At 75.7% G+C, this 17,936-nt stretch carries 18 protein-coding genes; 7 read left to right on the forward strand and 11 right to left on the reverse strand.

The features are described from left to right. Window positions 1–99: 99 nt before the first annotated feature. A complete protein-coding gene (locus ACGFZL_RS10340; protein ID WP_393690441.1) occupies window positions 100–996 on the forward strand; it encodes an SIS domain-containing protein in 897 nt (298 codons plus the stop codon). A 53-nt stretch (window positions 997–1,049) separates the two neighbouring features. Further along, window positions 1,050–1,940 carry a ketose-bisphosphate aldolase gene (locus ACGFZL_RS10345; protein ID WP_393690442.1) on the forward strand — a complete coding sequence of 297 codons (891 nt, stop codon included), beginning with the start codon at window positions 1,050–1,052 and terminating at the stop codon, window positions 1,938–1,940. On the opposite strand, the gene ACGFZL_RS10350 is transcribed toward ACGFZL_RS10345, so the two are convergent. Then, a complete protein-coding gene (locus ACGFZL_RS10350; RefSeq protein ID WP_393690610.1) occupies window positions 1,930–3,060 on the reverse strand; it encodes a methyltransferase in 1,131 nt (376 codons plus the stop codon). The genes ACGFZL_RS10345 and ACGFZL_RS10350 overlap by 11 nt on opposite strands. Window positions 3,061–3,179: 119 nt before the next feature. Between ACGFZL_RS10350 and ACGFZL_RS10355 the strand changes: the two genes are divergently transcribed. Together ACGFZL_RS10355 and ACGFZL_RS10360 are read left to right on the forward strand one after the other, a co-directional pair. Next, window positions 3,180–3,854 (forward strand): alpha-ketoglutarate-dependent dioxygenase AlkB, encoded by a 675-nt coding sequence (locus ACGFZL_RS10355; protein WP_355169337.1) that lies wholly within the window; start codon window positions 3,180–3,182, stop codon window positions 3,852–3,854. Window positions 3,855–3,867: 13 nt separating this feature from the next. Then, window positions 3,868–5,106: an ROK family protein gene (locus ACGFZL_RS10360; protein WP_393690443.1), complete on the forward strand. Its 1,239-nt coding sequence runs from the start codon at window positions 3,868–3,870 to the stop codon at window positions 5,104–5,106. Window positions 5,107–5,192: 86 nt separating this feature from the next. Here the strand turns inward: ACGFZL_RS10360 and ACGFZL_RS10365 are convergent, their stop codons facing one another. Genes ACGFZL_RS10365 through ACGFZL_RS10380 form a run of 4 tightly spaced genes read right to left on the reverse strand, consistent with a single transcriptional unit; the run spans window position 5,193 to window position 7,711 of the window. Further along, window positions 5,193–6,104, reverse strand: a complete 912-nt coding sequence (locus tag ACGFZL_RS10365) for a phosphotriesterase (RefSeq protein ID WP_393690444.1) — start codon at window positions 6,102–6,104, stop codon at window positions 5,193–5,195. After that, window positions 6,101–6,688 carry a DUF4865 family protein gene (locus ACGFZL_RS10370; RefSeq protein ID WP_393690445.1) on the reverse strand — a complete coding sequence of 196 codons (588 nt, stop codon included), beginning with the start codon at window positions 6,686–6,688 and terminating at the stop codon, window positions 6,101–6,103. Before ACGFZL_RS10370 ends, ACGFZL_RS10365 begins: the two co-directional genes overlap by 4 nt. A gap of 11 nt (window positions 6,689–6,699) precedes the next feature. After that, on the reverse strand, window positions 6,700–7,095 hold the full coding sequence (locus ACGFZL_RS10375) for a cupin domain-containing protein (protein WP_393690446.1): 396 nt from the start codon (window positions 7,093–7,095) through the stop codon (window positions 6,700–6,702). A gap of 43 nt (window positions 7,096–7,138) precedes the next feature. Further along, the gene (locus ACGFZL_RS10380; RefSeq protein ID WP_393690447.1) at window positions 7,139–7,711 is read right to left on the reverse strand and encodes a TetR/AcrR family transcriptional regulator; all 573 of its coding nucleotides are present in this window, start codon (window positions 7,709–7,711) and stop codon (window positions 7,139–7,141) included. 181 nt (window positions 7,712–7,892) lie between these two features. Between ACGFZL_RS10380 and ACGFZL_RS10385 the strand changes: the two genes are divergently transcribed. Beyond that, window positions 7,893–8,186, forward strand: coding sequence for an SHOCT domain-containing protein (locus ACGFZL_RS10385; protein WP_393690448.1), 294 nt, complete (start codon window positions 7,893–7,895; stop codon window positions 8,184–8,186). Window positions 8,187–8,227: 41 nt separating this feature from the next. Here ACGFZL_RS10385 and ACGFZL_RS10390 read toward each other — a convergent pair whose 3' ends face one another. Then, window positions 8,228–8,728: an ATP-binding protein gene (locus tag ACGFZL_RS10390; protein WP_355169038.1), complete on the reverse strand. Its 501-nt coding sequence runs from the start codon at window positions 8,726–8,728 to the stop codon at window positions 8,228–8,230. 210 nt (window positions 8,729–8,938) lie between these two features. Next, window positions 8,939–9,262 carry a hypothetical protein gene (locus tag ACGFZL_RS10395; RefSeq protein WP_355169036.1) on the reverse strand — a complete coding sequence of 108 codons (324 nt, stop codon included), beginning with the start codon at window positions 9,260–9,262 and terminating at the stop codon, window positions 8,939–8,941. Window positions 9,263–9,611: 349 nt separating this feature from the next. On the opposite strand from ACGFZL_RS10395, the gene ACGFZL_RS10400 reads away from it, so the two are divergent. Beyond that, window positions 9,612–10,736, forward strand: a complete 1,125-nt coding sequence (locus tag ACGFZL_RS10400; protein ID WP_355169034.1) for a PLP-dependent cysteine synthase family protein — start codon at window positions 9,612–9,614, stop codon at window positions 10,734–10,736. 14 nt (window positions 10,737–10,750) lie between these two features. On the opposite strand, the gene ACGFZL_RS10405 is transcribed toward ACGFZL_RS10400, so the two are convergent. After that, window positions 10,751–11,224 carry an SRPBCC family protein gene (locus ACGFZL_RS10405; RefSeq protein WP_355169032.1) on the reverse strand — a complete coding sequence of 158 codons (474 nt, stop codon included), beginning with the start codon at window positions 11,222–11,224 and terminating at the stop codon, window positions 10,751–10,753. A 96-nt stretch (window positions 11,225–11,320) separates the two neighbouring features. Then, window positions 11,321–12,142 carry a DeoR/GlpR family DNA-binding transcription regulator gene (locus ACGFZL_RS10410; protein ID WP_355169030.1) on the reverse strand — a complete coding sequence of 274 codons (822 nt, stop codon included), beginning with the start codon at window positions 12,140–12,142 and terminating at the stop codon, window positions 11,321–11,323. A 235-nt stretch (window positions 12,143–12,377) separates the two neighbouring features. Here ACGFZL_RS10410 and ACGFZL_RS10415 point away from each other — a divergent pair, with 235 nt between their 5' ends. Then, window positions 12,378–14,705, forward strand: a complete 2,328-nt coding sequence (locus tag ACGFZL_RS10415) for a hypothetical protein (RefSeq protein WP_393690449.1) — start codon at window positions 12,378–12,380, stop codon at window positions 14,703–14,705. Here the strand turns inward: ACGFZL_RS10415 and ACGFZL_RS10420 are convergent. Continuing rightward, window positions 14,702–17,149, reverse strand: coding sequence for a right-handed parallel beta-helix repeat-containing protein (locus ACGFZL_RS10420; protein ID WP_393690450.1), 2,448 nt, complete (start codon window positions 17,147–17,149; stop codon window positions 14,702–14,704). The two genes, ACGFZL_RS10415 and ACGFZL_RS10420, sit on opposite strands and share 4 nt — an antisense overlap. A gap of 125 nt (window positions 17,150–17,274) precedes the next feature. Beyond that, window positions 17,275–17,880: a hypothetical protein gene (locus ACGFZL_RS10425; RefSeq protein WP_393690451.1), complete on the reverse strand. Its 606-nt coding sequence runs from the start codon at window positions 17,878–17,880 to the stop codon at window positions 17,275–17,277. Between the last annotated feature and the right edge of the window lie 56 nt (window positions 17,881–17,936).

Consider the following 17,936-nt stretch of genomic DNA (forward strand, 5'->3'; position numbering starts at 1 on the left):
GACGTCTTCCCAGAAGTGCTTGATTGTGATTGAAAGCTCGCTATATCTTGCAGGAACAAGCAGCAGGACTCAGTGACGCGATGCGGGGAGTGTGCGGGCATGACATACGTCGAGGACGAACTCACCAGCCAGCCCGAATGCTGGACCAGGGCCGCCGAGGAGGCGGCGCGGCACGCGGCGGCGCTACCGGCGGCCGGTGAGCGGGTGGCCGTGGTCGGCTGCGGCACCTCGTACTTCATGGCCCAGTCGATCGCCGCGCTGCGCGAGGACGCCGGGCAGGGCGAGACGGACGCCTTCGCCGCCTCCGAGTTCCCCCAAGGCCGCGCGTACGACCGGATCGTCGCCCTCACCCGGTCCGGCACCACCACCGAGGTCCTCGACCTGCTGCGCGCCGCGCGCGGACGCACCCGCACCGTCGCGCTCACCGCCGACCCCGCCACGCCCGTCATGGACGCCGCCGACGACGTGGTGGTCCTCGACTTCGCCGACGAACGCTCGGTGGTGCAGACCCGGTTCGCCACCACCGCCCTCACCGTGCTCCGCGCCCACCTCGGCCTGCACACCGAGGCCGCCGTCGCCGACGCCCGCACCGCGCTCGCGGACCCGCTGCCCGCCGGTCTCGTCGAGTGCACCCAGTTCGCCTTCCTCGGCCGGGGCTGGACCGTCGGCCTGGCCAACGAGGCGGCGCTGAAGATGCGCGAGGCGTCGCTGTCCTGGACCGAGGCGTACCCGGCGATGGAGTACCGGCACGGGCCCATCAGCGTCACCACCGCCGGCACGGCCACCTGGATGTTCGGCGAGGCGCCCGAGGGCCTGGCCGAACAGGTCGGCGCCACCGGCGCGTTGTGGGTGCCCGGCGGCCTCGACCCGCTCGCCGAACTGGTCCGCGCCCAGCGCCTCGCCGTCGCCGTCGCCGCGGCCCGCGGCCTCGACCCCGACCGGCCCCGCCACCTCACCCGCTCGGTGATCCTCACCCCGGACGCCCTCACCCCCTGACCCCGCCCGGGGAACGACAGGGAGCAGCAGGGGAGAAGCAAGGGAGAAAGTCCGTGCCCCTCGTGCCCACCGGCGACCTGGTCGGTCGCGCCGCAGCCGCGCGCCGTGCCGTCGCCGCCTTCAACGTCATCACCCTGGAACACGTCGAGGCCGTCGTCGCCGGCGCCGAGTCCGTGCGCGCGCCCGTCGTGCTCCAGGTCAGCGAGAACGCCGTCAAGTACCGCTACGGGCGCCTGTTGCCGCTGGCCCGCGCGGCCGTCGCCGCCGCCGAGGGCGCCGCCGTCCCCGTCGCCCTGCACCTGGACCACGTGCAGAGCGACGCCCTGCTGCGCCAGGCCGCCGACGCCGGCTTCGGCTCGGTGATGTACGACGCCGCCCGGCTGCCCTACGAGGAGAATCTCGCCGCCACCCGCGCCGCTGCCGACTGGGCGCACGCCCAGGGGCTGTGGATCGAGGCGGAACTGGGCGAGGTCGGCGGCAAGCCGGGGCAGGGCGGCCGGGCCGGCAAGCCGCTCGACGCCCACGCGCCCGGCGCCCGCACCGACCCGGCCGAGGCCCGCTCCTTCGTCGCCGACTCCGGGGTGGACGCCCTGGCCGTCGCCGTCGGCAGCACCCACGCCATGACCACCCGCACCGCCGCCCTCGACCACGACCTGGTCAAGGCGCTGGCCGGCACCCTCGACGTCCCCCTCGTGCTGCACGGCTCCTCCGGCGTGCCGGACGCCGAACTCGCCGCGGCGGTCGCGGGCGGCATCGCCAAGGTCAACGTCGGCACCGCGCTCAACGCCGCCATGACCGGCGCGATCCGGGAGTACCTCGCCGCCCGCCCCGAGGCCGTCGACACCCGCGGCTATCTCACGGTGGGCCGGCAGGCCATGGTCCGCACCGTTGAGGAACTGCTCCGGGTGGTGGCCGGGTCCGAGGAGCCGCCGGCTACCGCTTGACGGCCCTCAGCACCACGAACTTCCGGTCGCCGGCCACCAGGTGGCTGTTCCCGAACAGCCGCCGCAGCTTGAGGTGGTGACCGAGGTGCCGGTTGCCGACCACCCACAGCTCGCCGCCCGGCCGCAGCACCCGCCGCGCCCCGGCGAACATCCGCCACGCCGTGGCGTCCGTGGTCGCCTGGTGGGAGTGGAAGGGCGGGTTGTTGAGCACCAGGTCGGCACTGCCGTCGGGCACGCCTTCGAGGCCGTCGCCGACCCGGAACTCCGCGCGTCCCGCCGCGCCGTTCGCCTCCCAGGTGTCCCGCGCGGAGGCCGCGGCCTGGAAGGACTCGTCGGTGAAGAGCACCTCGGCGGCGGGGTCGGCCAGGCTCACCGCGGTGCCGACCACGCCGTTGCCGCAGCCGAGGTCGACCACCCGGCCGCCCCGGGTCCCGGGCAGGTGCGCCAGGAAGAAGCGGGTGCCGATGTCGAGCCGGTCGGCGCAGAAGACGCCGGCGTGGGCGACGACCGGGCGGCCCGAGAGCACGCCGACGTCGTCGGGGAGGCGGTAGCGCAGCGGCCAGGGCGCGGCGGGGCGCGTCAGCGCGGGATCGGGCGTGCTGAAGACGAGCCGGGCCTTCCGCACCGCGAGGGAGGTCCGGGTCGGTCCGACGATCCGCTCGAAGAGCCGCAGCGTCGAGGTGTGGATCTCCTTCACCATCCCCGTGCCGACGACGACCGTCCCCGCGTGCACGCCGGGCGCCAGCCGCAGCAGCTGGTCCTCCAGGAGCGCCAGGCTCTTGGGCACCCGCACCAGGAGCACGTCGATCCGCTCCGGCGGCGGGTCCTGGGTGGTGAACAGCCGCGCCGCGTCCCCCGCGAAGCCGTTGCGCCGCAGGTTGGCCCGCGTGGCCTCCTGCGCGAGGCAGGAGTCGGTGATCTGCACCGGCCGGTGCTCCGCCAGCGCCGTGGTCAGCGCCCCCCAGCGGTCCCCGACCACCACGACCGTGCCGGACAGCGCCACCCCCTCGTCGGCGAGGTGCCCGAGCAGATAGGCGTCGGAGGCGTCCCAGGCGCGCAGCGGGTCGCGCGGCTCCTCGGGGAAGCGGGCCAGCACGCGTTCGCCCCACGGGGTGGTCATACGGTCGTCACGGTCGCTCATGGTGCCGCCCAGGCTAGCCGAGCCGCAGCTCAGGCCATGCCCGCGGCGGTTGCTCCCGTGACCGGTGCTCCTCCGACCGGTCGTGCACCATGGACACCATGGACGCCGAGCTGTTCCCCAGGGACCGCGCCGAGGTCGCGCCCGGCGCGGTGCACATGCCGGACTGGCTGGACGCGGCCCGGCAGCGGGAGACCCTGGCCGCCTGCCGCGACTGGGCCCGCCCGCCGGCCGGCCTGCGCACCGTGCGCACCCCCGGGGGCGGCACGATGACCGCCCGGCAGGTCTGCCTCGGCTGGCACTGGTACCCGTACGCCTACGCCCGCACGGTGGCCGACGGCGACGGCGCGCCGGTCAAGCCCTTCCCGCCCTGGCTGGACGACCTGGCCCGCCGCGCCGTGGCCGACGCGCTCGGCACCGAGGCGGTGCCGGCGGAGCCGTACGACATCGCGCTGATCAACTTCTACGACGCCGACGCCCGCATGGGCATGCACCGCGACGCCGACGAGCGCTCGACGGCGCCGGTGGTCTCGCTCAGCCTCGGCGACACCTGCGTCTTCCGCTTCGGCAACCCCGAGACCCGCACCCGCCCCTACACCGACGTCGAGCTGCGCAGCGGCGACCTGTTCGTCTTCGGCGGCCCGGCACGGCTCGCGTACCACGGTGTGCCCCGGGTGGAGGCGGGCTCGGCGCCGCCCGAGTTGGGGCTGACCGGCAGGGTCAACATCACGTTGCGGGTCAGCGGTCTGGGAGAGGGCCGCAGCGGCGGATCATGACAGACTCGCCCCCATGACCGGCAAGGCGGATCCCCGGGCGGCGGGGGACGGAACCACCTCCAGGACGCGGCTGGACCGCGGGCGCGGCGCGCTCGGACCCGCGCTGGAACTCGTGCACACCGGCCGTGCCCCCACCCGGGCGGTGCTCACCGCCGAGCTGGGCGTGACCCGGGCCACCGCCGGCGCGGTCGCCGCCGAGCTGGAGGCCCTCGGCCTGATCCGGGTCGACGCCCGGCCCACCGCCGCGACCGGCTCGCAGGGCCGGCCCTCGCACCGCCTCTCCGTCGCCGAGGACGGCCCCGTGGCCCTCGCCGCCCAGGTGCACGCCGACGGCTTCCGGGCGGCGCTGGTCGGCCTCGGCGGCCGGATCGTCGCCACCACGCCCGGCTGCGAGGTCGTCGACGCCGACCCGGCGAAGGTGCTGGCCTCGGTGATCGAGGCGGGCGCCGGGCTGCTGCGGGAGAGCGGGCGGCGCTGCGTCGGCGCCGGCCTCGCCGTGCCGTCCGCGGTGGCCGAACCGGACGGCCTGGCCCTGAACCCGCTGCACCTGGCCTGGCCGGCCGGCGCCCCGGTGCGCCGGATCTTCGCCGAGCAGGTGCGCGCCGCCGGCCTCGACGGGCCCGCCTTCGCGGCCAACGACGTCAACCTCGCCGCCCTCGCCGAACACCGGCACGGCGCCGGGCGCGGCGCCCGCGACCTGCTGTGCGTGGCCACCGGGCACCGGGGTGTCGGCGGCGCCCTCGTCCTCGACGGCCGCCTGCACACCGGCAGTTCGGGCCTCGCCCTGGAGGTCGGCCACCTCACCGTCAACCCCGAGGGCCGGCCCTGCCACTGCGGCAGCCGCGGTTGCCTGGACGTGGAGGCCGACCCGCTGGCCTTCCTCACCGCGGCAGGGCGCTCCCCGGGCCCCGAGTACTCGCTGCTCAAACAGTCCGAGGACCTGATCCGCGGGCACTACGACGACCCGACGGTCCGGGCCGCCGCCGAGGCCCTGATCGACCGCCTCGGCCTCGGCCTCGCCGGCCTGGTGAACATCCTCAACCCGGACCGCATCGTCCTCGGCGGGCTGCACCGCACCTTGTTGGAGGCCGACCCGGAGCGGCTGCGCGCGGTCGTCGCCGACCGCAGCCTGTGGGGGCAGAGCGGCGGGGTGCCGATCCTGTCCAGCGGCCTCTCCCACAACAGCCTGGTCGGCGCCGCCGAACTGGCCTGGCAGCCGGTCCTGGACGACCCGCTGGCGGCACTGAGCTGAGAACTGGCCGGAATGCGGGGGCCCCCGGGTGATCGCGACGACGACGATGCCCTCGTCGCCCTCCAGGACGGCACGGCCGAGCGCGGTCAGCGCCACTCCGCGGCGAAGGCCCGCGCCGGGTTCGTGGTGAGGATGTGCCGCACCGTCTCCTCGCCGACGGCCCGCGCCAGCCGGGGCGCCACGCGGCGCAGCAGATGCGGCATCCCGGGGCCGCCGGAGACGGAACGCGCGGCGGCCGTCGTCGTGTCGCCGCCGAGGAGCAGCCGGTCCCCGTACCCGGCCTCGGCGAGGTCCCGCACGGCGTCGGGCATCCGCCAGTCGGTGGCGTGGTGGGTGCGGGACGGCCCGTCGAAGGCGAGCCAGCAGCCGGACTCGGCTGCCTGCCGGTGCACTTGGGCGTCGGGGAAGCGGTTGAGGTGGCCGAGGATCACCCGGTGCGGCGGCACTCCCAGGGTGTCGCACAGCAGCTCCAGGACGTCCAGCGGCGCGGTGCCCAGCTCCAGGTGGACGGCGATGGGGGCCCCGGTGGCGTGGTGGGCCTCGGCCGCGGCGGCCATGGTCCAGCGGGCGTGCGCGTCGAGCGTGTGGAAGCCGCCCGCCACCTTGACGAGCCCCGCGCGGACGCCCGAGTCGCCGATGCCCTCGGTCAGTTCGGCGACGAACACCTCGGCCAGCGCCGGTCCGGCCAGCCGGGCCAGGGTGTCCGCCGCGTAGTGGACGTCCTGGTGCAGCCCCGTCGCGGCCACCAGGTGCACCCCCGACGCCCGGGCCAGCGCGGGCAGTTCACCGGCGCGCCGGCCGAGTCCGTACGGCGTCCACTGCACGACGGCCCGGCCGCCCAGCTCCCGGAACGCGGCCAGCTCCGCGCGTGCGTCCGGGACACTGTCCAGCTCCTGGCCGGGCAGCCGGGGGCTGGCGAAGAACAGGTGGTCGTGCGCGTCGCACACGCCCAGCTCCTCCGGCGGCAGGTCGCCGAGGACGGTGCGCACCCGGCTCACCACTGCCGTCCCCGGGGCAGCCGGTCCCGCTCGGGCGCGCTGACGTGCAGCACCTGGTAGACCTCACCGTCGGTGACGGGGGGCGCCTCTTCGGCGAAGAGCGCGAAGTGGACCAGCTCCCAGCGGCTCGTGTCGACGGCCACCGCGGCGCTCGACGCCCCCCGGTCCTCGACGAACTGCTCGGCGGTACGCGCGGCCCGCGCCGCCCACTCGGCGATCGGCACCCCCTCGGGGGCGGGCTGCCGGCGGCGCAGCGCCGTGCGGGCGGGGACGCCGGCGGCGTCGCCCTCGGCGTAGGCGAGGCCCGTCCACTGGCGGACGGCCGGCCGGCCGAAGTCGTCGGCGGGCCGCTGGAAGGGGCCGCCGAAGAGGAAGGCGTTCATGCCCTCCAACGTGTTCCAGAGGTAGAAGGGCGCGTACTGGTTGACCGGCGAGCCGTCCCGTCCGCGCTCGCGGATCAGATACGCCTTGGTCCCGAGGCCGGTCCAGTCGTCGAGGAGGTGCCCGGTGCGGGCCACCCGGTCGCGGACGACGTCCATCGGATAGTCGGCGGGCAGGGTGAACTCGTACTGCATGGCGTGCATCGCGGATGTCCTCAGGCGGTCGTGTGGTGGTGGTCGACGTGGGCGCCCCAGTCGATGGTCGTGCCGTCCGCCGCGGCCTCCACGACGGCGAGATGGCTCATGAAGGTGTCCGGTCCGGCGCCGTGCCAGTGCCACTCGTCCGGCTCGATCCACACGGTGTCGCCCGCCCGGATCGTCTCCACGGCACCGCCTCGCCGCTGCACCCGCCCCTCCCCGCGCAGCACGTGCAGGACCTGGCCGTGCGGGTGGCGGTGCCAGGCGGTGTGCGCGCCGGGCGCGAAGTGGACGTCGAACATCCGCAGCCGGGACGGCGGCGCGGGGGCGGCCAGCTCGTCCAGCCAGACCGAGCCGGTGAAGTGCTCGGCCGGCCCCTGCTGGGCGTGCGGGTGCTCTCGGGTGATGTGCATGGGCGTGATCTCCCTCAGGGTGGGGCTCAGTGAACGGGCAGGGTCAGGAAGCCGACGGGCGGGCCGCGGCGAGCAGCGTGAGCAGACCGCGCACGGCCGTGTCGAAGGCGTCCGGGGAGCCGGCGGCGCGGGCGAGGACGTAGCCGCCCTGCACGGTCGCCACGACGGTCGCGGCGATCTCGGCGCCGTCCAGCGACGGGGCGAACTGCCCCTGCTCGCGGCCCTCTTCGACCAGCCGGGCGATCCGGTCGCGCAGCCAGTCGAGGGTCTCGCGGACCGGGGCGCGCAGCGCCGGGTCGGCGATCACGTCGGGATCCATCGTCAGCCGCCCGACCGGGCAGCCGCGCAGCACGTCCCGCTCGCGCAGCAGATACGCCTCGATCCGCTCGTACGGCGTCCCGGGTCCGTCGAGCAGCGCCCCGGCCGTCGCCCGCATCTCCTCGGCGGTGCGGCGGATCGCGGCCAGGGCGAGGTCGGGCTTGCCCGTGAAGTGGTGGTACATACTGCCCTGTCCGGCCTCCGCGCGCTCCAGGATGGCCTTGGGGCTGGTGCCCACGTAGCCGCGCTCCCACAGCAGCTCGCGGGTGGACTCGATCAGGCGCTCCGAAGTGCTCATGGCAGGACTGTACATACTAGTAGTTACAGAAGTCCAGGCGCGGCCGACGGGACGCTGCCTACTCCCCGGGAGGTATGCGCGGTGCCGTCGGCCGGACGACGACGCGGACCGGCGCGCGGAGGAGGCTCGGAGGCGAGACGGACGAGAGCGCGCGGCGAGCGCGCGTCAGGAGGTGGACGCCATGCAGAGCCTGGCGAACTTCGGCGACGGCGGGCCCGGCCCGTGGATCCTGCTCTTCCCGGTGGTCTGGGTGCTGGTCATCGGCGGGGGCGTCGCGCTGCTGCGCCGCACGGTGTGGCGCGGGCGCCGCGGTCCCGGCGCCTGGCCCGGCGCGCGGACGGTGGCGGACGACTCGCCCATCGCCGTCCTGGGCCACCGCTTCGCCACCGGTGACATCGACGAGGACGAGTACTGGCGCCGGCTCTCCGTGCTGGACGAGCGGTTCGGCCGGACGGGCCGGGACGGCGCCCGGTGAGAGCGGGCCCGCCCGGCCTCCCCGGCGGGGTCACCGCCCGGTCAGCCGGCAACGGCCGACCGGGCGGGAGCGGGGTGCCCTCTGCCGAGGTCCGGGGCGGCGCCGGCCTCCGCGAACGCGGCGGCGGGCACCTCCTCGACCAGGCGCCGCGGCGAACGGCCGGCGACCGGGGGCAGGCCGGCGGCCGGCAGCGTGAACCAGACGACCTTGCCGGAGTCGCCCTCCGGCCGGGCGCCCCAGCTCTCGCTCATCGCGGCGACCATCGCCAGACCGCGCCCGCAGGTGGCCAGCGGCTCCGCGTCGTCCACCACGGGCAGCCGCGGATCTCGGTCGCGCACCGAGACCTTGAGCCGGTGCGGGACCAGCTCCACCTCCACGGTGCAGGTCTTGTCGGGCCTGGCGTGCAGGTGGACGTTGGTGAGCAGTTCCGTCACGCCGAGCACCGCCCGGTCGATCAGGAAGTCCATGTGCCAGTAGCGCAGTTGCGCAGAGACGATTCTGCGGACCTGGCCGATCCGCGACGGCAGGGCTTGCAGCTCCACCGTGCACTGTCTGCTTGGGTGACTGATCACGGCTGCGACTCCCCGACATAGTGGCCCGGAAGAACACGGAGTTCGGATCCAGCAGGGCGCGCGGCGATCGCCGCCTGCTGTGCGGCCGGCGGGCTGGTTCGCAGCGTTGTCGCCGGTAAACCCAGAGTGACGTGGGACCAGCGTGACGCACGGGGTCCAAGAGCGCAACTCACCCGCATCTCAGCCGCGACGGCCCGACGCCCTGCGCACCGCTTCGATGAAGCGGCGGGCCGCGGGCGGGCCCGGCTCGCCGGGTGCGGGGTCGCGGTCGCCGAGGGTCAGCGAATACCGGGTGCCGTTGACGTCGGCAAGGGCCCGGCCCTGCTGGGCGAACCAGGGCCGGGAGGCGCGCACCGCCTTGACCGGTGCGCTGTCGATCTCGCTGCCGTAGCTGGTGAGCAACTCCAGCCTGCCGCCGCTGATCCGGACCTGGCCGGCCCGGGTCAGCGAGCGCAGCCGCTTGCCGATCCGCACGCCTGTGGCCCTGAACTCCGGCTCCGCCATGCCGCCGCTCCCTCGTACGCGTCGGTGTCCGGACCGTGCCGCCGCGGCGGGTCCGACACCCGGCTCGTGTCGTACTCCAGTGTGCGCCCGCGACGAGGCCCCCGACCTCGCCGCAGGCAGTCTGCCCGTCCCCGGCGGCGAGCACCAGTGCGCGCCGTCCCTTTCCGCCGCCCGCCCGGAGCACTCGCGCGAATGCGCCCCCCTGTCCCCGCGCCCCGCCCGCCCCAGGGACGCCTTGGGGGCGCTCAAAGGGACGTTTATGCAGGTGAGAAGCGTGCGGAAGGTGCCTATGATCGGGGGGTCGGCCGCGCGAGGCGCCGTCGGCGCGCAGCGTAAGGAGCCCTTCGTCGTGAGCACCCCCCAGCAGTCCAGGACCGGCGCCACCCTCGACGTCGACCACAGCGACGGCGCCTACCGCGCCTGGCTGAAAGACGCCGTCCGCAAGGTCCAGGCCGACGCCAACCGCTCGGCCGACACACATCTGCTCCTCTTCCCGCTGCCGGAGGAGTGGGGCATCGACCTGTATCTGAAGGACGAGTCGACCCACCCCACCGGCAGCCTCAAGCACCGGCTCGCCCGCTCGCTGTTCCTGTACGGCCTGTGCAACGGCTGGATCCGGCCGGGCCGGCCGGTGATCGAGGCGTCCAGTGGTTCCACCGCCGTCTCCGAGGCGTACTTCGCGAAACTGATCGGCGTGCCCTTCATCGCGGTCATGCCCCGCACGACCAGCGCGGAGAAGATCCGCCTGATCGAATTCCACGGCGGGCGGTGCCACTTCGTGGACGACTCGCGGCGCATGTACGAGGAGTCGGCCCGCCTCGCGACGGAGACAGGTGGCCACTACATGGACCAGTTCACGTACGCCGAGCGCGCCACCGACTGGCGCGGCAACAACAACATCGCCGAGTCGATCTTCCGCCAGCTGCGCCTGGAGCGGTTCCCCGAGCCGGCCTGGATCGTCGCCACCGCGGGCACCGGCGGCACCTCGGCGACCCTCGCGCGGTACGTGCACTACATGCAGCACGACACCCGGATCTGCGTCGCCGACCCGGAGAACTCCTGCTTCTTCGAGGGCTGGACCACCGGCGACCCGGACGTCACCTGCGACTGCGGCTCCCGTATCGAGGGCATCGGCCGGCCCCGGATGGAGCCGAGCTTCGTGCCCGGCGCCATCGACCGCATGATGAAGGTGCCCGACGCGGCCAGCGTCGCCGCCGTCCGCGCCCTGGAGGGGGCCCTCGGTCGCAAGGCGGGCGGCTCGACCGGCACCGGGCTGTGGAGCGCGCTGAAGATCGTCGCCGAGATGGTCGCCGACGGGCGGCACGGCAGCGTGGTCACCCTGCTGTGCGACCCGGGAGACCGGTACCTCGACAAGTACTACTCCGACGCCTGGCTCGCCGAACAGGGCCTGGACATCGGGCCGTACACGGCGGCCATCGACGCGCTGCTGCGGACCGGCACCTGGCCCGGCTGAGACCGTGACCGCGACTACGCCCCCGCGATGCGCCGGTCCAGCGCGGCGACGGCGTCCCGGAAGGCGCGTCCCAGGCGCGTGCGGGCCAGTCTCAGGGCGAACCGGAAGGGGGCCGTGCCGTCCGCGGCGAACGTCCACTGCACCCGGGTGCCGGTGCCGGCCGGCGTCAGCCGCCACTCCTCGGCCAGGGCACGGGCACCGGGCGCGTTGGTGAGGTCGACGCGGTAGGCGTACACCTCGGGCCGGCGGGCGGCCAGCACGGTCTCCACGAAACGGGTGCCGCCCCGCAGCCGGACCTCGCGCCCCGCACCGTCCCCTATCGGCCGGGCGAACGTCACCGCCGGGAACCACGAGGGCCAGCCCGGCACGTCCTCGGCGAGCGCCCGGAAGACCGCCTCCGGCGCCGCGGCGACCTCCCGCGCGAAGACCAGCCGTACCGGAGCCGCCTCGACGAAGCCGAGCCCCACCGGACGCAGACGGCGAGCCATGGACGACACCCCCTCAGGACGAGCCGCACACCCCGGCCCTCGGCCGGGTGGCGTCACCCTAGCCGGAGGTACGGCAGGTGTCAGCGGGGCCTCGGGTCACTCGCCGGGGTCCGGCTCGCCCGCCACGACCAGCTCCAGGTGCTCCGCGATCTCCACGCGCGTCTCCGGCGGCAGCCCGGCGTCGGTCACCAGCGTGTCCACCCGCTCCAGTGCCGCGAACGAACTCAGCCCCACCACGCCCCACTTGGTGTGGTCGGCGACGACCACCACCCGCCGGGCCGACTGCACCAGGCGCCGGTTGGTCTCGGCCTCCGCGAGGTTCGGCGTCGACAGGCCGGCCTCGGCCGATATGCCGTGCACGCCGAGGAAGAGCATGTCGAAGTGGAGCGTCGCGATGGCCTGGTCGGCCACCGGCCCCACCAGCGAGTCGGACGGGGTGCGCACCCCACCGGTCAGCACGACCGTCGCCGCGCCCGGCCGCGCACCCGAGGTGCGCTGCGCCGCGTGGAAGACGTCGGCGACCCGCACCGAGTTGGTGACCACCGTCAGGTCCGGCACGTCCACCAGGCGGTGCGCCAGCGCGAAGGTCGTGGTGCCGCCGGACAGGGCGATCGCCGCGCCCGGCGCGACCAGTTCGGCGGCGGCCCGCGCGATGTCCTCCTTGGCGGTCGGCTCCAGGCCCGACTTGGCCTCGAAACCCGGCTCGTGAGTGCTCGCCGCCACCACCGGAACGGCCCCGCCGTGCACCTTCTCCAACACGCCCTGGCGGGCCAGCGCGTCCAGGTCGCGGCGCACCGTCATGTCCGACACGCCGAGCCGGCGGGTCAACTCGTTGACCCGGACACCGCCCCTGCGGCGCACCTCGTCCAGGATCAGGGCGCGGCGCTGCTCCGCGAGGAGGTTCGCGTTCTCACTCACGTACGCCTCGGTCCTTTCACCGCACACTCCCCGTCCGGGCGGACGCCCATCCTCGCACGCCGCAGGGGGCGCCGCCCCACCGGCCGTACGGCGCGAGCATGCCACCTCCGTCGCGGCGGCACCGCCCGTCCCACGTTCGGGGAGATTCGGCGCGCGGCGGGCGCTTCCCGGCCGCCGGGCCTGGATCCTGGGGACCGCACGACCACAGCCGACAGCGGGTCAGGGGGTGCGGACCATGGAGCAGGCCCGGCGCGGGGCCGGCGCGCCCGGCACCGCCCTGGAACTGCTGGTGCACGGCGTGGGCGGCACCAGCCCGGCGGCGATGCTGGACGACCCGCGGACCGTCCGGATCACCGGCGACGACACGGCGGCCCTCTTCCGCCGTGCCGAGGACGCCGACGCCGAGCGGCGCCCCGAGGACTACCGGGACCGCCCGGTGCCCGAGGCGTACGTCTGGTGCAACCTCACCTCCGGCGACGGCACCCGCGCCCTGTGGCTGCTGCTCCTGCCGTTCATGGTGGTCAACCTCGCCCACTGGATGCGGCCCACCGCGCACGGCCGGGTGCGGACGGTCCGGCTGTACGGGCTCCTGGTGCGGCTGGCCGGACTGACCCTGACGGTGCTGCTGGTCGCCGCCGCCTGCGAGGTGGCGCTCGACCTGGTGGCCTGGCAGTGCGCGGGCACCCGGGCGTGCGCCGAACGCCACTCCTGGCTGGGCTTCCTCTCCCCGGCGGGCTCCTCGGCCGGCTGGTGGAGCCTGCCCGGCCGCCGGCTCGCCCTCGCCGCGACGGCGCCGGCCGCGCTCACCGCGCTGCTGTGGTACCTGTCGCTGCGCACCTGGCGGGCGTACGAGTCGCAGCCGCCGGTGGGGGAGGGCGACTCGGGTGAGTCCGCCGCCGCGGGCGGTGCCGGGGAGGAGGCCGGCGCCACCGCGCTGGGCCGGCCCGGCTTCTGGTACGGCCGCCGCCTGGTGGCCCGGTTGCGGGCCGCGCACACCGCGGCGTCCCTGCTGACCGTCACCGCCGCGCTCGTCCTGCCGGCCGCCCGCTTCGACCGCGGGCCGCGCGGGACCGTGGTCCTCGATGTGTCGGGCCGGGTCCTGGAGGGGGCGCTGGCCGCCGGGGCGGTCGCCGTGGTGGCGGTGGTCTGCCGCCGGGGGCGCAGCGAGGCGCGCCCCGACCGGGAACCGGAGACCCGCCTGGTGCGCCGGCTGCCGCTCGCCGCCCTGGTCCTGTTCGTCCTCGCCCTGCCCTACGCCGGCTGGGAGCGCCCGGGCTGGGCCTCGTCGGGACGGCTGACCGGCGGCGGTCCCGGCTTCGGCGGCATCGCCCTGGTGCAGGGCGTGCTGGTGATCGCCCTCGCCGTCGTGGCCCACCTGCTGCACCGCCGGCTGCCCGACCCCCGGGCCGCCCTGCGCGGCCTCGGCGGCCCCGCCGTCGCCCTGCTGGCCTGCGCGCTCGGCGGGGTGATGTCGGGCGGCGTCGCCGGGCGCGTGTCCGACTGGCTGGACGGTACCGGCAGCTCGCTCGACGGGCCGCCCGTCGTACTGACCTGGCAGGCGTCGGTCATCCCGCCGCTGCTCGTCGTCGTGCTGCTGCTCGCCGCCGTACTCGCCCGGCGGACCTGGCGGCTGGCTCGCGCCGAACGCCGGGCGGTGGCCGCCGGGCACCCCGCGGCGGCCGACGACCCCGCCCGTACCCGCCGCATCGCCACCGCCCGCGCCCTGGCCGCCCTCACCGACCAGGGGCCGCCGGTCCTCGCCGTCACCTCGGTCGCGACGCTGCTGCTCGGCGCCGGCGCGCTGGCCGGGGCCCTCGCCACCGGCCGGGCACCGGCCGACGCCGCCCGCGAGGCGCCCGCCTTCGTGCACGGCGCCGCCGAGACCGCGCAGGCCCTCGGCTCCTGGCTGATCGGCGCCGGCTTCATACTGTTCGTCACCTGGGGCCGGCGCGCCTACAAGGACGCCGCCGCGCGGCGCACCGTCGGCATCCTCTGGGACGTCGGCACCTTCTGGCCGCGTGCCGCCCACCCCTTCGCGCCGCCCTGCTACGCCGAGCGCGCGGTGCCCGACCTGACCTGGCGGATGGCGACCTGGACCCGCGCCACCGGCGGCCGGCTGGTCGTCTCCGGACACTCCCAGGGCAGCGTCCTCGCCGCCGCCGCGGCCTGGCAGCTGTCCCCCGCCGCCCGCCGCCGGGTCGCACTGCTCACCTACGGCTCACCCCTGGAGCGCCTCTACGGCCGCTGGTTCCCGGCCCATTGGGGGCCGGCCGCGCTGGCCGCCCTGCACCGCGAGGTCGACTGCTGGCGCAACCTGTACCGGCTCACCGACCCCATCGGCGGCCCCGTCCGGCTGCCCGGTGAGGCCGGCCCCGCCGTGGACCGGGCACCGCTCGCCGACCCGGTGGCCTACGGCCGCACGGCCCGGCACCCGCTGCCCGCGCCGATCCTCGGCCACTCCGACTACCAGGCCGACCCGGCCTTCGCCGAGGAACGGCACCGCCTCCTGGCCCGCCTGCGCCCGCCGGCGGACCTACCGGCACCGCGCGAGACCGCCCCCTAGGAGACCTGGGGCAGGTCCTCGGCAAAGAGCAGGGTCAGGTCGTCGGTCGTGGGGTCGGGGAGCTGGGCGACGCGGCTCGCGTGGCGTTCGACCATGGCCTCGAAGGTCTGCCGGGCGGTGCGGCCGTTGCCGAAGGCCGGGCCCTTGGGAAGCTTGGTGAAGTACTCCGCCAGCGCCTCGGCGGCGCCCGGCGCCAGCCGGTACTCGTGCTCCTCCGCCTGCTGCTCCACGATCCGCAGCAGCTCGCCGGGGCCGTAGTCGCCGAAGGTGATGGTCCGGGAGAAGCGGGAGGCCACGCCCGGGTTGGCGGACAGGAAGCGCTCCATCTCCGCCGTGTAGCCCGCGACGATCACCACCACCGCGTCCCGCTGGTCCTCCATCAGCTTCACCAGTGTGTCGATGGCCTCCTTGCCGAAGTCCCGGCCCGCGTCCTCGGGCGAGAGCGCGTACGCCTCGTCGATGAACAGCACCCCGCCGCGCGCCCGCTGGAAGGCCTCCTGGGTGCGGATCGCCGTGGAGCCGATGTGCTCGCCGACCAGGTCGACCCGGGACACCTCCACCAGGTGGCCCTTCTCCAGTACGCCGAGGGCGGCGAGGATCTCCCCGTAGAGCCGGGCGACGGTGGTCTTGCCGGTGCCGGGGGAGCCGGTGAAGACCAGGTGCCGCTTGACCGAGGCCGCCTTCAGGCCCGCCTTCTGCCGGCGCCGGCCCACCTCGATCATGTCGGTGAGCGCCCGGACCTCGCGCTTGACGCTGTCCAGGCCGACCAGCGCGTCCAGTTCGCCGAGCACGGCCTGCGAGGTGCGGGCGGGCTCCGCGGGCGCGGGGCTCGCGGCCGGCGGCCCCGGTTCGGCGGTGCGCTGCCCGGGGATCGAGCCGAGCAGCCCGGGGGAGTGGGGCGCGCTCTGCACGGCCGTCTCCCGCACGGGGGGCGCGGTGCGGCTGCCGTTGCCGCCGCTCTCGTCGCTGGAGCAGTCCTCGACCTGCGGGCCGGACTCCGGGCCGGCGTCCGGACCGGAGTCGGCGAACTCGTAGCCGCCGCGCGCGCACCGCTCCGTGCGGCACTTGCGCAGGCTGGTGCGGCAGCCGTCTATCACGTGGAAGCCGTAGCCCGCGCTGCCGGTGACCCGGCAGTCCACGAAGCTGCCCCGGCCGCCGGCCGAGACGTACACCCCGGCCTCCGAGGGGCCCTCGACCGTGCAGCGCTCGATGACCGGGTCGGCGCCCTTGGTGACGATCACCCCGGTGCGGTTGCCGTCCAGGGTGCAGTTGTTGAGCGTGCCGCCGCTGCCGTGGTCGCGGAACCAGGCGCCGGTCGCGGCGTCCCGGATGCGGCAGTCGTCCAACTGGGCGGTGGCGCCGTCGCTCACGGACACCGCGGTGTTGCGCACCTGGGAGAGGTCGCTGTCCACGACGTCCGCGCGGGAGCCGCGGTCCAGGACGAACAGCGCGTCCGGCACGTCGTGCACCCGGCAGGAGTCCAGGACCGCGGTGGCGCCGTCGCTGACCCACACCGCCGGATAGTCGCCGGTGGAGTCGAAGATCTCGCACTGGTTGGCGTCCACGCGGGTGCCCGGGTCCCACACCGACAGGCCGTTGCGCCCGAACTGCCGCACGGTGGTGCGGGTCAGGGTGAGGACCGAGCGGGAACGCAGGTCCACCGCGTTCTCCGGAATGTCGTGGATGCGGCAGTCGGCGAGGGTGAGCACCGCGTCGGTGTCGAGGGTGACGCCGTCGGCGGTGGTGCGGTGCACGTCGCAGTCGGTGAGGTGGGCGGTGGCCCGGCCGGTGACCTGGACGCCGCTGCCGCGCACCTCGTAGATCTCGCAGCCCACCGCCTCCAGGGCCGCGTGCTCACCGGTCACCGTGATACCCGAGCCCGCCGCCTGGTGGATACTGCACCGCTCCAGGCGGGGGTGCGCGCCGGAGCGCACCGCGACGCCCGCCTGGCCGGCCGAGACGACCTCGCACTCCTCGAACACGCCCCCGCCGCCGTCGACCACGGCGATGCCGAGGCCGGCCGGATTGTCGACCGTGCAGCGCCGCACCGTCGGCCGGGCGCTGCCGCGCACCTCGATGCCGGACGCGGAGCGGGTGACCACGCGCAGGTCGAGCAGCTCCGGGGTGCCGTCCTCGACCAGCACCGCGGGCGCCGCCGCGTCCTGGCCCTCCACGTGCAGGTCCTGCACGACGGCGGAGGCCCGCACGGTCAGCGGAACGCCGTCGGCGGGGGCGATGCGCACCGAGCCCTGGGCGCCCTCGGGGCCGCGCAGCGTGATGGACCGCTGCACGACGAGGTTCTCCCGGTAGGTGCCGGGGGCGACGGTGAGGACGTCGCCGTCGGCCGCGGCCTCCAGGGCGGCGGCCAGCGATGCGTACTCCCCCGTGCGGCGCCGCCACCGCGAGGTGCCGGTGTGCGTCACCTGGACCGTGCCCTGTGCCATGGCGTTGCTGTGCCCCCACCTCGTCGTACGCGGGTCGTCCCCGATCGGTTCGGCCGGTCCACCGTAGCGTGCGCGCGGAGGGCGGGTTGACCGGAGGCGGAACCCCGGCCGGGACCTGCCGGGCCCTAGCTGCCCGCGCCGGTTCTGCCCCAGTCCGGTCCCGCGCGCTCCCACTCGCGGTCCAGGCGGGCGTGGCGGCGGCGGACCATGCGCCACAGGGTGACGCGCCGGGCGGTCTCCACCAGGGCCGCCGCCGCCAGGGCGGTGCCGGCCGCGGCGAGCACGGCGTGGACCGTGGCGGCGGCCGGGTCCAGGGGGCGGGCCACCGGCCCGCCGTGCGCGTCCGTCCACATCGGGAAGTGCCCGCCGCGGTGCGGGCGGGCGCCGCCCGCGACGACCGGCCCCTCGTGCCGCGAGCCGTCCGGCCCTCTCCAGGCGGCTATGACGCGGCTGCGCACGGCGCCGCCCGAGGCGCTTTCCGGATCGACGTCGAGCGGGGAGTGTTTCACCTCGCGGACCACGGTGGCCGTCACCCGGTGCCGGGCCGCCTGCTGTTCGCGGGCCGACCGCTGGAGCGCCTCCTCGGTCACGCCGCCCACCAGGACGCCGGCCAGCGGCGCGAGCACGAGGATCAGCACCAGGCCCGCCAGCGCCAGCCACGCCTCGGCCAGGTCGGTGGCGCGGCGCAGCGGATTGTGCCGCCACCGCCACAGCCCACTGATCGTCCGCACCGCCCGCACCCCCTCGCTCCGTGCCGACCCGCACCGCGACCCGTGGCCGCCGGTCC

Origin of the sequence: Streptomyces sp. NPDC048182, from assembly GCF_043202555.1 — a bacterium.
In the GTDB taxonomy this organism is placed as follows: domain Bacteria; phylum Actinomycetota; class Actinomycetes; order Streptomycetales; family Streptomycetaceae; genus Streptomyces.

Coding starts and splice junctions, on each gene's coding strand:
- ACGFZL_RS10340 (WP_393690441.1), top strand. CDS start 100: ATGACATACGTCGAGGACGAACTCACCAGCCAGCCCGAATGCTGGACC.
- ACGFZL_RS10350 (WP_393690610.1), bottom strand. CDS start 3,060: ATGACCACCCCGTGGGGCGAACGCGTGCTGGCCCGCTTCCCCGAGGAG.
- ACGFZL_RS10355 (WP_355169337.1), top strand. CDS start 3,180: ATGGACGCCGAGCTGTTCCCCAGGGACCGCGCCGAGGTCGCGCCCGGC.
- ACGFZL_RS10360 (WP_393690443.1), top strand. CDS start 3,868: ATGACCGGCAAGGCGGATCCCCGGGCGGCGGGGGACGGAACCACCTCC.
- ACGFZL_RS10370 (WP_393690445.1), bottom strand. CDS start 6,688: ATGCACGCCATGCAGTACGAGTTCACCCTGCCCGCCGACTATCCGATG.
- ACGFZL_RS10375 (WP_393690446.1), bottom strand. CDS start 7,095: ATGCACATCACCCGAGAGCACCCGCACGCCCAGCAGGGGCCGGCCGAG.
- ACGFZL_RS10380 (WP_393690447.1), bottom strand. CDS start 7,711: ATGAGCACTTCGGAGCGCCTGATCGAGTCCACCCGCGAGCTGCTGTGG.
- ACGFZL_RS10385 (WP_393690448.1), top strand. CDS start 7,893: ATGCAGAGCCTGGCGAACTTCGGCGACGGCGGGCCCGGCCCGTGGATC.
- ACGFZL_RS10395 (WP_355169036.1), bottom strand. CDS start 9,262: ATGGCGGAGCCGGAGTTCAGGGCCACAGGCGTGCGGATCGGCAAGCGG.
- ACGFZL_RS10405 (WP_355169032.1), bottom strand. CDS start 11,224: ATGGCTCGCCGTCTGCGTCCGGTGGGGCTCGGCTTCGTCGAGGCGGCT.
- ACGFZL_RS10415 (WP_393690449.1), top strand. CDS start 12,378: ATGGAGCAGGCCCGGCGCGGGGCCGGCGCGCCCGGCACCGCCCTGGAA.
- ACGFZL_RS10420 (WP_393690450.1), bottom strand. CDS start 17,149: ATGGCACAGGGCACGGTCCAGGTGACGCACACCGGCACCTCGCGGTGG.